General features: G+C 68.2%; 10 protein-coding genes. 7 read left to right on the top strand and 3 right to left on the bottom strand.

Annotation, left to right across the window (positions count from 1 at the left end; translation table 11 throughout):
• Positions 1 to 130 precede the first annotated feature (130 nt).
• The 3 genes from MicB006_RS27655 to MicB006_RS27645 all read left to right on the top strand — a co-directional run bounded on the left by MicB006_RS27655 (position 131) and on the right by MicB006_RS27645 (position 2,896).
• The gene (locus MicB006_RS27655; RefSeq protein ID WP_104113260.1) at positions 131 to 1,159 is read left to right on the top strand and encodes a C40 family peptidase; all 1,029 of its coding nucleotides are present in this window, start codon (positions 131 to 133) and stop codon (positions 1,157 to 1,159) included.
• A gap of 293 nt (positions 1,160 to 1,452) precedes the next feature.
• Positions 1,453 to 1,938 (top strand): hypothetical protein, encoded by a 486-nt coding sequence (locus tag MicB006_RS27650; RefSeq protein WP_116510039.1) that lies wholly within the window; start codon positions 1,453 to 1,455, stop codon positions 1,936 to 1,938.
• A 100-nt stretch (positions 1,939 to 2,038) separates the two neighbouring features.
• Entirely contained in the window at positions 2,039 to 2,896 is an 858-nt protein-coding gene (locus tag MicB006_RS27645) for an IS5 family transposase (protein ID WP_104112994.1), read from the top strand.
• 276 nt (positions 2,897 to 3,172) lie between these two features.
• Here the strand turns inward: MicB006_RS27645 and MicB006_RS27640 are convergent, their stop codons facing one another.
• The gene (locus tag MicB006_RS27640; RefSeq protein ID WP_146074803.1) at positions 3,173 to 4,261 is read right to left on the bottom strand and encodes a hypothetical protein; all 1,089 of its coding nucleotides are present in this window, start codon (positions 4,259 to 4,261) and stop codon (positions 3,173 to 3,175) included.
• Positions 4,262 to 4,672: 411 nt separating this feature from the next.
• Here MicB006_RS27640 and MicB006_RS27635 point away from each other — a divergent pair.
• Positions 4,673 to 5,538 (top strand): IS5 family transposase gene (locus tag MicB006_RS27635; RefSeq protein ID WP_225980853.1). Its coding sequence is split into 2 segments (ribosomal slippage): positions 4,673 to 5,006 and positions 5,006 to 5,538, totalling 867 coding nucleotides; the frame shifts between segments, so codons are not numbered across the junction.
• Positions 5,539 to 5,575: 37 nt separating this feature from the next.
• Here MicB006_RS27635 and MicB006_RS27630 read toward each other — a convergent pair.
• Together MicB006_RS27630 and MicB006_RS27625 are read right to left on the bottom strand one after the other, a co-directional pair.
• A protein-coding gene (locus MicB006_RS27630) for an IS5 family transposase (protein WP_370013377.1) occupies positions 5,576 to 6,453 on the bottom strand; the annotation gives its coding sequence in 2 pieces (ribosomal slippage) (positions 5,576 to 6,085 and positions 6,088 to 6,453; 876 coding nt in all).
• A 103-nt stretch (positions 6,454 to 6,556) separates the two neighbouring features.
• Positions 6,557 to 9,055: a LysM peptidoglycan-binding domain-containing protein gene (locus MicB006_RS27625; RefSeq protein ID WP_225980526.1), complete on the bottom strand. Its 2,499-nt coding sequence runs from the start codon at positions 9,053 to 9,055 to the stop codon at positions 6,557 to 6,559.
• A 394-nt stretch (positions 9,056 to 9,449) separates the two neighbouring features.
• Here MicB006_RS27625 and MicB006_RS32640 point away from each other — a divergent pair, with 394 nt between their 5' ends.
• From MicB006_RS32640 to MicB006_RS27595, 3 genes are all read left to right on the top strand, one after another.
• A complete protein-coding gene (locus MicB006_RS32640) occupies positions 9,450 to 11,372 on the top strand; it encodes a hypothetical protein (RefSeq protein ID WP_104115260.1) in 1,923 nt (640 codons plus the stop codon).
• Positions 11,373 to 12,152: 780 nt separating this feature from the next.
• Positions 12,153 to 12,362 (top strand): AlpA family transcriptional regulator, encoded by a 210-nt coding sequence (locus MicB006_RS27600; protein WP_104115259.1) that lies wholly within the window; start codon positions 12,153 to 12,155, stop codon positions 12,360 to 12,362.
• 3 nt (positions 12,363 to 12,365) lie between these two features.
• Entirely contained in the window at positions 12,366 to 13,577 is a 1,212-nt protein-coding gene (locus tag MicB006_RS27595) for a site-specific integrase (RefSeq protein WP_104115258.1), read from the top strand.
• Positions 13,578 to 13,760 lie beyond the last annotated feature (183 nt).

Genomic DNA, 13,760 nt, shown 5'->3' with positions numbered 1-13,760 from the left:
GGTCCCCAGCGCCACTCGCCCATGCCTGCACATTTGGCGTACCTGGCTCTGCACCGGAACCCGTACACCGACAGCTCCCGGCTGTCCCTGTCCGATCAGCTATCCCCAGCCGTATTGAAAGGCCGCCGCCATGACCAGAGCCATCACCGGCATTGTCAGCCTCGTCGTCGTTGCCTGCCTCGGCCTGCCCATGCTCCTGCTGACGGCCGTCATGGGCGGCGGCTCCAAAGGGTGCGGCGCCGCCGCTCTACCCAACATGCATCCCTCCGGGCGACCGCCTACCGTCGGTGCCTGGGATGTCGAGCAAGTTGACGTAGCCGCGATCATCATCGACATCGGCGTCACCAAAGGCGTCCCTCGATGGGGCTGGGTCATCGCTGTCGCCGCCGCCATGCAGGAATCCCGCCTCCGCAACCTGCCGCATCTAAGCACCCGCAACGACCACGACTCCATCGGGGTGTTCCAACAACGCCCCAGCCAGGGATGGGGCACCGTCGCGCAACTGTCTGAACCCGCCTATCAAGCAGGCAAGTTCTTCGACAAGCTCCTCACAATTTCCGGCTGGGAATCGATGCCGCTTACTGAGGCCGCCCAGGCGGTCCAAGCCTCGGCCTACCCCAACGCGTACGCCACATGGACCAACGATGCCCTCCGCCTAGTGGAGCAGCTCACCAGCACCCTCCCTGACTGCACCCCCGACGCACTGGCCGCCCTACCGGCCGGATTCACGCTGCCCTCCGACACCCCGCCAGCCGTGACAACCGCAGTGTTCTGGGCCGCTGCCCAACTCGGCACGCCCTACCACTTCGGCGGCACGTGCACCGACCCCCACGCCAACGAACCCCACAAACAGTGCGACTGCTCATCCCTGATGCAAGCCGCCTACCGAGCAGCCGGCATCTCCATCCCCCGCATCACCACCGACCAAGCCAATGCCGGCACACCAGTAGCTAGCCCGACGCGCCTGCTACCCGGCGACCTCATCCTGATCCCCGGCAGCAACGGCACCCTGGCCCACCCACGCCACGTCGGCATGTACCTCGGCGAAGGACTCATCATCCAAGCCCCGCAGACCGGCGACGTCGTCAAGATCACTCAACTGAGCAGCTGGAACGACCAGATCGCCAAGATCCGACGGATTGTCAAGGAGCCGGCTTGAGAAGGGCACGTTCCTGGGTTCGGGACAGTCGATGCCGCCAGATGCCGCTTGCCGGGTGCCTTGGCCCTCGCATCTGCTCAACCATCGACTGAAGTGCGACTCGACGATCCAGTCTAGACACCCACGACGAAGGGTCGGTAGACGCGGATTGGCGCGCGGATCGCGGCAGAACCGTGCATCCGATCTTGGCCCCTCAACGACTCGTCTGCAGGTCGCGGTGCTGCCGGGACTATCTCGGCTTGCACCAACGTCTCGTTCCCGCGGCAGCACATCACCGCGTAGGCTGCAGCGCCGTGAACGCCACCGTCGTTGTCTCGATCGCCGGACTCATCGCTACCACCACCGTAGGGGTCCTCTCCCCGGTTCTGCAGGGCCGATTCGCAGCACGGAACGCGGCCCAAGCCAGGCGCTACGACCAGCAACTGAGCGTCTACGCCGACGCGATGCAGTTCGCCTACGCGCGCAAGCAGCAGCTGGAAATGTCAGGTGATCCGGATGATCCGTACGAGACGAACCGAGCGAGCCCGGACTGGACGACAGCAGCCACGATCGGCGGTCGACTCCACTTACTCGGCACGGGCGACCTCATCAAGAAGTGGGATGCGTTCCAAGATGCGGACTCGGCGCTACGCTGGCACGCGCTCGAGGAAGCCCCAGTAGACGAGCATGGCCAGCCGGAAGTGGAGCCCGACGATCCATATTTGGTCGCATTCAACACCGCCGTTAAAAATCTGATTGTCGCGCTACGCAAGGCCGCTGGCTTGGAGGACGCTGCCTGAGAGGGCGGTTCGGTAGCCTTTGCCCATTGTGGGCTTGGCTCGGGATGTGAATGCGAGCGATGGTCGTAACCGGTGAGGTCCCGGTCGCGTTGGGCCGATCATGGGCGAGCGAGCGGCGTATCCGAGTGACCTGACCGACGAGCAGTGGGCGGTGGTCGGTCCGTTCCTGCAGGCGTGGAAGGACCGGCATCCGTCGGTGTCGGGGCATCAGGGCCGCTACGAGCTGCGGGAGATCGTGAACGCGATCTTCTACCAGAACCGGACCGGCTGTCAGTGGGCGTACCTGCCGCACGACCTGCCGCCAAAGTCGGCCACCTACTACTACTTCGCTCTGTGGCGTGATGACGGCACCGACCAGGTGATCCACGATCTGCTGCGCTGCCAGGCGCGGGAGAAGGCCGGCCGGGCAGAGGACCCGACCGCGGTGGTGTTGGACACACAGTCGATCCGGGCCGCCAACCACGTCCCGGCAGCGACGACCGGCAAGGACGCCGGCAAGAAGGTCCCGGGCCGCAAGCGGGGCCTGGCCGTCGACGCCCTCGGTTTGATCATCGCGGTCGTGGTCACCGCGGCGTCGGTCACCGACAACGCGATCGGCGTGCGACTGCTGGACAACGTCGTGGCTCACACCCCGACGGTGACCAAGGCATGGGTCGACGCCGGGTTCAAAGACGACGTGCAGATCCACGGCGCCGTGAACGGCATCGACGTCGAGCAGGTCAAACGCTCCGACACCACGGCCGGGTTCGTGCCGATCGCCCGCCGGTGGGTAGTGGAGCAGACCAACGGCACCCTGATGCTGCACCGCCGTCTGGTCCGTGAATACGAGAGCCGACCCGCCTCCGCGGTGTCACGCACCTGGTGGGCCTCGACGGCGAACCTCATCCGCCGGCTGACCGGCACCACCACCACGTCCTGGCGCGACCCAGGCGTGGACAGCGGGATGCTGGCAGGATAGGTCAGCAACGAAGCTCCTGTGCTGGGCAGTGCGCCTTGGTCGACTGCTGTCCTACCGGGAGCTTCGTCCTATCTGGAGCAGCGACACTCCGCTACGCGCCTGCTCAGGAGCCCTCGATCACGATGAAAATGGCTCAGTGGGGCCGTGATGCTCCTGACTGCACTCGACCGGGACGATACGCGGGCCTGCCGCAAGCGCGCGATGGATCCTGACACGAACTCCTTGATCGATCGACCCTCGAAGGGCAGTGGCCGGAGGGTGCGCCGATCCGGCGGACTACCGCGCCTCGTCGCCGTGGCGACGCCGCCCCTCGACCCGGTCCTGGACGATGCGCGTGCTCTGGTCGGGAGCCAGTTCCGAGAACACCCGCAGGTGCTTCTGGTCCACCCACGTCACCTGCGTGCCGTCCCCGAAACCGTCGTAGCTGTCGACGCTCTTGCGGGTCAGGTTGTTCATCCTTCGGCCGTCGAGGTCACAGGCGAACATGTCGGTCGCCAGCCCGTTCGGCTGCGGCGACTCGAACGCCACCCGGGCACGTTCCGGGTCCGGATCCGACAGGAGCGGGCGACCGGTCGCCGGTGAGCGCCAGACGTCCTCGGGATAGCGGATCCCGGCACGGACGACCAGAAGGTAGGGCGTACGGGACACCGGCCGGCCGCCGATGCACTCGACCGCGACGACCAGTCCCGGCGTACCCGTCGATCGCGCCACCTCGACCTGCCCGGCGTGCAGGGCCGCTCCGTCGACGTACGGCAGTATGCCGCCGCGGTCGAGCAGCCCGACCGCGGCGAAGCGACGGTGCGGGGGCCGTCCGGAGACGGCTTGCAGGTAGGCGAGGTCCGTGATGATGTGCAGGACGACACCGGCCGCCGCGCGACACGTGCCGCGCACCACGAATCGATGGGGCAGCGGCGTGGCCCGGGCGAGGTCCGCCCCGGTCAAGGCGGTGCGCAGGTCGACCCTGCGGGGGTTCGCCCCCTCCGCTGCGGCAAGCGACCAGTCGGCCGGTAGGACGTACAGGTCGCGGCCCGGGACCAGCACCCGCTTCTGCGGGCCCTCGCCGTACTCGACCGCGCTGATCCGGACGTTCGAGGCGACCGGGATCGCGTCCAGTTCGAGGGCGGGACGCAGGTGACGTCGCCTCACCCGCAGGCTGACGTGTCCCAGCTCCGCCGGATCCGCGGTGGGCCGGAACTCCAGCACCAGGTAGGCGACCACGCACAGGACGGTCAGCGCCCACGCCAGCCACAGGTTGCCGGCCAGGAAGGTGGGCACCTGGGACGTCGAGTAGTTCACGACGATGCTGGTCACCGTGAGGACAAGGGCGGCCAGCAGAGATCGACGTACCCCGCGCTCGGTCCGCATGCGCCGCAGGCTAGTGCACGCGGGACTCGACCTTCCATCCCCCGACGCGTCGAGTCTCTGCACTGTGGACCTGTCGACGATGACCGACGCGGTGACCGCGGCGTCCCGACTGCGCCCGTCAGACCCCGGCCCGGCGCCGACGCCGGCGAGTGAGGCTGGCCGGTCAGGCGAGGGACGAGGGCAGTGGCACCTCTCCCCGCAGCGCCCGCTCCGCCAACTGGACGCGCTGGGGGTGGAGGGTGGTGTTGGCCAGCGGATGACCGGGCACGTTGATGCACCGTTCGCCGGGCACGGAGTCACAGACCGGACAAGGGAGGAACAGGCCGCAGGACGGGACGAGTTGCGCGTGCCCGCCGCCTAGGGCGTGTCCTGCCGATCATGTAGTGGTTGATCGTTGACGATGTGCCGGTGGTGCGTCGTGGTGAGTTGACCGATGAGGCGTGGGCGGTGATCGCGCCGCTGCTACCGGAACCTGGCGGAGCTCGGGGGCGGTGGCGGGATCACCGTCAGGTCATCAACGGGATCTTGTGGAAGCTGCGTACGGGTGCGCCGTGGCGTGACCTGCCGGAACGCTTCGGGCCGTGGAAGACCTGCCACGAACGGCTACGCCGCTGGACCGCTGACGGGACATGGGATCGGATCCTCGCGGCGGCGCAGGTGCACGATGACGGCACACCGGTGCAGTGGACGATCAGCATCGACTCGTCGATCGTGCGGGCGCACCAGCATGCCGCTGGCGCCCGCAAAAAGGGGGCGCCCAGGCAAGTGCGGCGACGCCTGGTGCGCAAGATGGCGAGGCCATCGGCCGGTCCCGCGGCGGGTTGAGCACGAAGATGCACCTCGCGGTCGACGGACGCGGACGGCCGCTGTCGATCTTGCTCACCCCCGGCCAAGCCGGCGACAACCCGCAGCTGTTGGCGCTGCTGGACGCGATCCGCGTCAACGAACCCGGGCCGGGTCGGCCCCGCAAGCGACCGGAGGTGCTGATCGCGGACAAGGGCTATGCACATGACTTGACCCGGCGAGCCCTGCGACAACGCGGGATCCGGCACGTCATCCCGGAACGCAGCGACCAGGTCGCTCGCCGGGCCGCCAAGGGCAGCCACGGCGGGCGACCACCGGCCTTCGACAAGGTGATCTACAAGAAGCGCAACGTCGTGGAACGCTGCTTCAACCGGCTCAAGCAGTGGCGTGACCTGGCAACGCGATACGCCAAACGCGCATCCCTCTACCGAGCCGGCCTCGTCCTGATCGCTGCCGTCATCTGGCTCCCATGATCGACAGGACACGCCCTAGGGCCTGTGTCGAAGTCGGTCACAGCCACTCGTTGATGGCGGCGAGGTGGATGGTGGCTTCGTAGCGGACGGCGAGTTTGTCGAAGCGGGTGGCCACGGCTCGGTTGCGTTTGAGGCGGTTGATGCCGCACTCCACGGCGTGTCGTTGCTGGTAGATGTGCGGGTCGAAGGCCGGTGGCCGGCCGCCTTTGGATCCCTTTGCCCGCCGGTTCGCGTCCTGGTCGGCCTTGCTCGGGATGGTCGCGGCGATGCCCCGCCGGCGCAGGTAAGCCCGGTTGGCCTTCGAGGTGTACGCCTTGTCGGCCAGGACCCGGTCCGGTCGTGTTCTCGGCCGGCCGGGGATCAGGCGGGGAACGCGGATGGCGGTCAGGACCGGGATGAACTGCGGGCTGTCGCCGCGCTGCCCGGCAGTCAGCACGATGGCGAGGGGTTTCTGTCCCTGCTCGCAGCCCAGATGCAGCTTCGTGGTCAACCCACCGCGGGACCGTCCGAGCGCGTGGTCTGCCGGCTCGACGCTGACCCCGCCAGGCGGTTCGACCTGCAGATCCCCCTTTTCCGCGCTCCGGCAGCGTGCTGATGGGCCCGAGCGATGGTGGAGTCCACGGACACGTCCCAGGTGATCCGCCCGGCCGCATCAGCGAGGGTCTGCAACGCGGTGAGCAGCTTCTTCCAGGTCCCATCGCGCTGCCACCGTCGGAACAGGGCATACACCGCCGACCAGGACCCGTACTGCGGTGGCACGTCCCGCCACGGGGCACCCACCCGGATCCGCCACCGGATCCCATCGATCAACTGCCGCCTACTCCACGACGACGGTCGACCCGGCCGCTTCGGCGTCGGCAGCAACGGCTCCAGCACCGCCCACTGCACGTCGGTCAGGTCGAACCGCCTCGTCACCGCTAGGGTGTCCACGAGGTCTCCGGTTTTCAGGTTCTGCTTGGTCGCTGAACCATCTACCGGAGACCTCGCCTACTTTCGATCTCCGACACGCCGAAGATCCTCAAGCCGGCTCAAGCCCTGGCACCGACTTCGACACAGGCCCTAGGGCGATGGTGTCTTCGCTCGGTTGGGCGTCGAGGTCGGCGAGCACTCTCGTCAGGGCGCGCAGAAGCGTACGAATGCCGTCGGCATCGCCGAGGGCGTGCCGGGCGTGCATAGCCTTGGTGTAGAGGGCTTCGTTGTACCGGTCTAGGACGATGGCTTTGTTCAGCAGGTCTGATGCGGTCTGCGGGTCTTGGTTAAGCAGGTCTTCGGCGAGGAGTAGGTGGGCTTCGGTGCCCCAGCGGCGCACCGTCTCGCGGTGGGGTTGGAGCCACTCGTAGTCCTGCCCCTCGGCCAGTGGCGCGTCGTAGAGCTCGCAGGCGGCGGTCAACAGTTCGTGGCGGCGCAGTCCGGTGGCGATGGTGGCGCGACGCATGAGGTCGCGGAGAGTCCACACGTCGACGTCGACCGTCGTCGGGTCGAGTCGGTACCGGCCGGCGGTTTTGATGATGTAGGCGTTTTTGGTCTCGGCGGTGCCGGCACGGCCGAGGACGTGTCGCAGGTTCGAAGCGTTGGTGTGTACGCGTTGGTCTGCTTGGCTGAGGCGGGCGTCGGGTTCGAGGTATTCGCCGATGTCGCGGGTGGTGACGCCGTCGGGGTGGCAGGCCAGGAAGACGGCGAGTTCGAGGGCTTTGGCGCGCAGGGGCCGTCCCGGTTTGGTGATGTCCTCGATCCGCGGCGGGCCGAGCACCCGAAGTCGGGCCTTCCCGACGACAGCGGCGGAGGGAGTTGCAGTTGCCGCGGGCTGATCCTGAGATGCCGCGTCGTTCCGGCTGGCGTGCAGGGCAATGACCGTGGCCGGTACGCCTGGCGAGGTTGTCGCTGGAGGTTCGCCGGTTTGTGCTTCGCGCAGCGTGGTCAAGGTCTGGATCGCTGTGGTGGGTTCGAGCACGGGTAGGCGCGGCGGTAGCGGTTCGGTTGGCCGACCGGATATGAGGGTGGCCCGTCCGTCTGGGGCTACGTCAATGGTGACGCCGGGGGGCCACTCACCAAGCAGTACCGCGAATACCTGCCTGCTGGCGCCCGCGGCCAGAGCCGCTTTGACGCGGGCTGCGGCTGCTGCGGCTGGTGTCTCTGTGATGAGGACGACCGGAGACAGAACCTCTACTTCCGGAGCCTTGGGTTGTTGCTGCTCGTCGGGGTCGGTCAGCGTCTGTTCGTCGAGAAGGCGGCTGCGGTGCAGCAGCAGGGTCTCGATCGTGGTGAGTGCGTCGTCGAGGGTGTCGGTGATATGCAGGCGCGGCCATGAGCTGACGGTCGTCATTTCGGTGCCGAGCAGCGTGGTGAGGGTGGCGGCGTCGATGACGACCTCGCCATGCGCGTTGGGGTGTTGCGGGTCGCCGGAAGCCAGCGCTGCTACGAGGGTGGCGCGTGCGGCGGGAGCTGCGCCGTCGCCGACGAGGCCGACGCCACCGGGCGGCAGCGGGACAAGGGCGGCCAGTGGTGCCCCGTCGTCGGAGTGCGGGAGTTCGGGGTTCCGGGCCACGGCACGGCGTAGCTCGGCCACCGAAGGCGGCAGGTGAGTGGGTGGATCGTCGTGGGGGTCGCCGGTGTAGCGGCGCCGGCGTTGTCGCCACACCAGGGCAGCTGCCGCGCTGATGGCGGCGGCGAGGGACCAGGGCAGCCACTCCGCGGAGGTCAGCTGCAGACCCCGCTGGTGGTCGGTGTCCTGCGGGCGTTGCGCGCCGTCGGCTTCCGGCGAGGACGAAGGCCGCGTGGGAGCGTCGGTGGGTGACCCGGGATCCGGTGCGGTGGGTGTGGTTGGCGAAGAGCTCCTGGGCGTGGCGGCCGTCTCGTGGTTGTCCGGTGTGGGTGGATCGGTGGTCTGCGGGGCTTCCGGCGGGTTGCTCGGCGGTGGGGAGGGGGCGACGGTGCCGGGTCGCGGTGAGGGCGGGCGGCGGTCCGGGATGGCGGTCTGTGGGGGTTGGGCATCGGCGGGTAGGCGCAGTTCCCAGCCCGGGTAGATCAAGTCGCAGTCGCGCAGGGTGCCGCCGACCTGGGGAAAGTGGCGGTGTTTGTTCATGCGGCAGATTTCCGGCCAGCGGCCGGCGTCACCGAGCCACTGCTTGGCGATTTTCGACAGGGTGTCGTGTCGCTCGACGGTGTACAGGTAACGGGTGTTGCCGACCTGAATCAGCGCCGGCCCCTGCGCGAGAGCTTGCTGAGGAACAGCCACTGCCTCGGCCGCGTCGATGGCCGCCGGTGGTCGAACGCCGCCGGTGTTCAGTTGGCCGACGGAGGTGACGGCGATCGCCGCGGTGCCGGCCAGGCCGAACACGAGCCGGTGCAGTGGTGCGGGAAGCCGTAGCACCGGGATCCGCCATCGGGTCGCCAGCGCGATCAGCTCGGCGATCAGCAGCAGCGCGAGCACGGCCCACAACAGCCACACCGCCCACACAGCCGCGCCGGCCAGGACGGTCGAGGTGAACCGTTCGTTCGGCTGATCGAACCATGCCACCACCTGCGTCCACGACGGCCACCTCCGCAAGGGGTTCCCGTCAAGGGACACCAGCAACGTCGGTACCCCGGCCAGGAACACGGCTGTGGACACGGTGGCCCGGACTGGTCGGATCACGGAGGACACCCGCCCCGCTGTGTGGCGCGGCGGTGTCGACACGGGCGGGACGTACACCGTGGGACGCGCGTATTCGGCTAGCCGGTTGCCGCTGTCCGGGGATTGCTGCGACATCCTGTCCGTCCCCCCGCTTGGTAGATCCCTTTCCTCTCGCATACACGGCGATACCCATCGAGGGCCATCTCTTCAGGAAGGATTCTCACCATGCGCGCACAATCGATCACGGGACGAGAACGTGGTTGACGATCCACTCCCCGGTCGGGAGAGACTGCCTCGCATGCCAAGCGGGGGCACGCGACTATCGATCGATCTCACGTCGTCGGCAATCGCCGCCACCGTCGACCGCGATGGCACCCGGATCCCCGTCCTGCTCAACGGCCGCATCGTCATGCCGCACGGCATCGTGATCGACCCCGCCGGTCAACTACACCCCGGCGTCAACGGGCTGCCGGAGCCCTCGGTAGGTCACCAGTTCATCCGAGACCCGGTGGACCTCCTGCACGCGGCTGACGCCGAGCCGCCGGTGGACGCCGTACAGCTGCTCGCCGGGCAGCTGTGGCATGTGGCTGACCAGGCAGTCCGCCAAGTCGCCGTACCGGTCGCCGCTCTGACCGTGACCATCCCATCCGCTTGGGGACCACGCCGACGGGGGCATCTCACCGACGCGGCAGCCCGGGCGGGCCTGCCCGCACCGGCCATGGTCACCGCGCCAGCAGCACTCGCCGCTTACGCGACCGCCGGCCACGTCCCGGATGGCACATGTCTGCTGATCTGCGATGCCGAGCGGCGTCCAATCACGCTGACCGTCCTGCAAGCCAGCCGCGACGGGTACCAGGAACTCGCCACCCGCCAGGTGAGCCCGAGCCGCGACCTGGACCGAGACCTCGCGCAGCACCTCTTGACCCGCAACATCGCGGACGATCCCTCACACCGCACCGAAAGAGAGGCCGCACCCGAGCCAGCCGACGCGGCACTGCTGGAGTCCATCCGCCAGGCCAGGACCGCCCTCTCAACTCAGGAATGCGCACCCGTTCTCCTGCCCTCGCCCCGCCCACCGGCCGTTCTGACCCGCGACGACGTCACCGTCGCAGCGCAGCCCCTCCTCGACGATGCCGCCAATGCCGTCCAAGGCATCCTCGACGCCGCCGACATCGGCCAGCAGCACCTCAGCCACGTGATCCACCGGGAAGCCAGAGCAATCCCGGGCCTTCAGGAACGCCTCGTGGCCGTCACCGGGCACACTCCGATCGCCCTCGACGGTCACTCCCACGCCCTCGCTGACGGCGCCCTCGCGCTCACCGCAGCCCATCACCAGACAACAAGCACCGCCAACGACACCGCACTGCCACGAGTTCGGCTCCGCGTCCGTGACCTGACCAGCGCCATCATCCTCGGCGTCTGCTCGCTCACCGTGCTCCTACAGACCATCCTCACCGCGGACATCGTCACGACCTACTCCGTCCAGGTCGTCGGCGTCCGCCTCTCCCTGCCTCAACTGGGCATCGCCGGTGCCCTCACCATGCTCACCGCATTCGCCGTGGCGCACCTCGCCCCCACCACCTGGCTCGCCGGCACCACCGACGCAGCCACCACTAGACCCACCACCGGCCACCTCATCAGACGCGGATACCTCGCCGCCGCCGTCGGCGGATCAACCGCCGCCGCCCTCTACGGCCTCGCCACCGGCACCGCCGTCCAGTTCGGCTACGAGCCATACCTGAAATGGACCCTCGGCTCCGCGCTCCCCCTCGCCGCCTGCGCGGCGATCATCGCCGCCACAGCTCCCCGCATCGCGGCTCCGCAACTGTCCAACTGGCTCGCGCGCACCCCTCCGGCGGCCCTGCCCGCCGCCGTAGCCGCCACCGGCATCTGCCTCATGCGCGCGGCGATCACCCTCACCCCACCGGTCGACCTGACCGGCATGCCCGGCCTCATCGGCAGCGCCGGAGCAGCACTGCTCGGCATCGCCACCGCCCTGACCACCAGCCGAAGCCGCACCACCCGCACCATCACGGTCCCCGGCCTCGCCATCGGCTACGCCATCGTCTTCACCAGCGACACCAGCAGCGCCCTGCTGGTCGGTTACCTCGTCGCCCTCACCTGGTGGGCCGTCCAACTCGCCGCTTACACATTGCGGCTCGCCTACCCCGGCGCCGGGCAGGCATTGCGCCGACTCGCGGGCAGCAGCCACACAGCCTGACGAGTCGTCAGAGCAAACAACGGCGCCAACCCTCGGGACTCACCGCTGTCCGGCCAATGACGGCGCCACCGGCGTGAGCACCAGGCAGCGCTCCAACAGATGACGGCCCGCCGATCTCGGCGGGCCGTCCATTCAATCCAGCCAGCCTGCCGAGCCTCTCTGCTCGGCGGGCCAGCCACGCATGCCCTCTGACGCAAGGAGGTCACCGGTTCCACGCGCCCGGATATCCCAGACCACGACCAGCACCAACCCACACATCAGCCTGACCGAAAGGCAACTGACGATGAGAACACTCCAGAACTTCCCAATCTGCATCGAGATGACCGGGCGCAAAAGCACCGCGCCCCGGATCGCACGTTTCCACACCCAGCTCGGTACGGGGACGCACCGCGTCTCGCAACTGGCGAGCGAGGGCTCGACTGACGCCCTCTGCCCGCCATCCAGCCGTCCGCAGGACCAGGGGGACGCCGTCCGTCCGCGATCGACACCGAGCCTGCAATGCCTCTTCGAAGACGAGCCCAGCCCTTGGCTTGACCCCTGGGGGACACAACGGATGGATAGACGGCCACAGCTGTCAGATGCCGCACCCGCGGGTCGTAGCGACGACCCCGTTCACCCCCGGCCCCAACAACGCCGGGCCAACGAAAGGAAGCACGATCCATGCCCGCCCCGACCCCGAACCGGCCCGGAATTCAGACCACGTGCCGACGCACGCAGGCCAACTGCCAACCGCACGACGCGCCGCTGGCAGCCCGGTTCGACCGACGTCCTGGACCGGCGATGAACGGCCCCGCCGCCTCCGAATGGCGACCAGACCCACTCCTGACCATCGACGACCTCGCGGCCTGGTTGGGCAAGCCCAAGAACACCCTCTACGCCTGGCACAGCCGAGGCAAGGGCCCTCGCGCCATCCGCGTCGGCAACACCCTGCGCTACCGGCGCAACGAGGTCGAGCGCTGGCTCGAAGACCACACCGACGCGGAGCGGTGAACCATGGCCCGACCTGAACTGGCCATCGGCACCTCCGGAAAAATCCGGATCGAGAAACTCGGTCCGAAGAGATTCCGGGCACGCGCCCGGTTCCGCGACTACGACGGCATCACCCGCGACATCGAAGCCACCGACACCACCGGGCCCGCCGCCGAACGGGCCTTGAAGGTCAAACTCCGCGACCGCGCCACCCCCACCGACGACGAGATCACCCGCGAAACCCGCATCAGCGCCCTCGCCGAACTGTGGGTCGAAGAGATCACCGCCGAGGAACGCATCGCGCCACAAACCATCCACCGATACGCGACCAGCGTCCGCACCTCGATCCTGCCAGCCCTCGGCAACCTCCGAATCCGGGAAGCCAGCGTCGGACGCCTCGACCGGTTCCTGCGCGACATCGCCAAGGACCGCCCTTCAGCCGCCAAAGGCGTGAAGGTCGTACTCAGTCAGATGTTCGCTCTGGCCGTACGCCACGGCGCCATCCCCACCAACCCGGTCCGCGACACCGGCCGGCTCCGTAAACCCCGCCGCACCGTCGTCGTCCTCTCGCCTGAGCAACTCCAAGCCGTCCGCACGGCCATCCGCGAATGGCAGCGACCGATCCCTGGTAAGCCCGGGCCTCGGCACAGCGGCGACCTGGCCGACGTCGTCGACCTCATGCTCGCCACCGGCGCCCGTATCGGCGAGATCCTGGCCCTCCGCTGGGAGGACCTGGACCTCGCCGCCGAACGACCAACCCTGACGATCTGCGGAACGCTGGTCTTCATCAAGAGCCAGGGCTTCTTCCGACAGCCCTGGACCAAGAGCGACGCCGGCTACCGGAGGGTCGTCCTCCCCCGGTTCGCGGTCGGCATGCTCATGGCCCGCAAACTCACCGCCGCGGACAACCCCCACGACGCGATCTTCGCCTCCCGACGAGGCACCTGGCTCTCACCCAACAACGTCCGCCGTCAGTGGCGCCAGGCCCGCGCCGAAGCCGACCTCGACTGGGTCACCCCGCACACCTTCCGAAAGACCGTCGCCACCCTGATCAAGGAGGAGATCGATACCAAGAGCGCGGCAGCGCAACTCGGGCACTCCAGCGAGGAGGTCACCGACACCTACTACATCGCCAAGCCGGTACAAGCCCCAGACGTGTCCGGCATCCTCGAACGGCTCGGCAGCCACCCGAGCAGCCAAGGATCGTCGCCAGGAGAGAACGATGCACACCGGTGACGAACTTGGTTGCCGCACCGCGTAAACGGGGGGTTTTCGGGGGGCGGTTCAAATCTCCATCGAAGAAGATCAAAGCCCTGACCAGTGTTCCCGCTGGTCAGGGCTTTTTCTTTGTCGGGACGGCCGGATTCGAACCGACGACCCCTTGACCCCCAGGACGTCGCGGTACGCATCCACACACGT

The organism is Micromonospora sp. B006 (assembly GCF_003408515.1).
Taxonomy (GTDB): domain Bacteria; phylum Actinomycetota; class Actinomycetes; order Mycobacteriales; family Micromonosporaceae; genus Micromonospora; species Micromonospora echinospora_A.
Note: the sequence above shows the minus strand (reverse complement) of the source record. Positions and strands in the feature narration are given on the sequence as shown.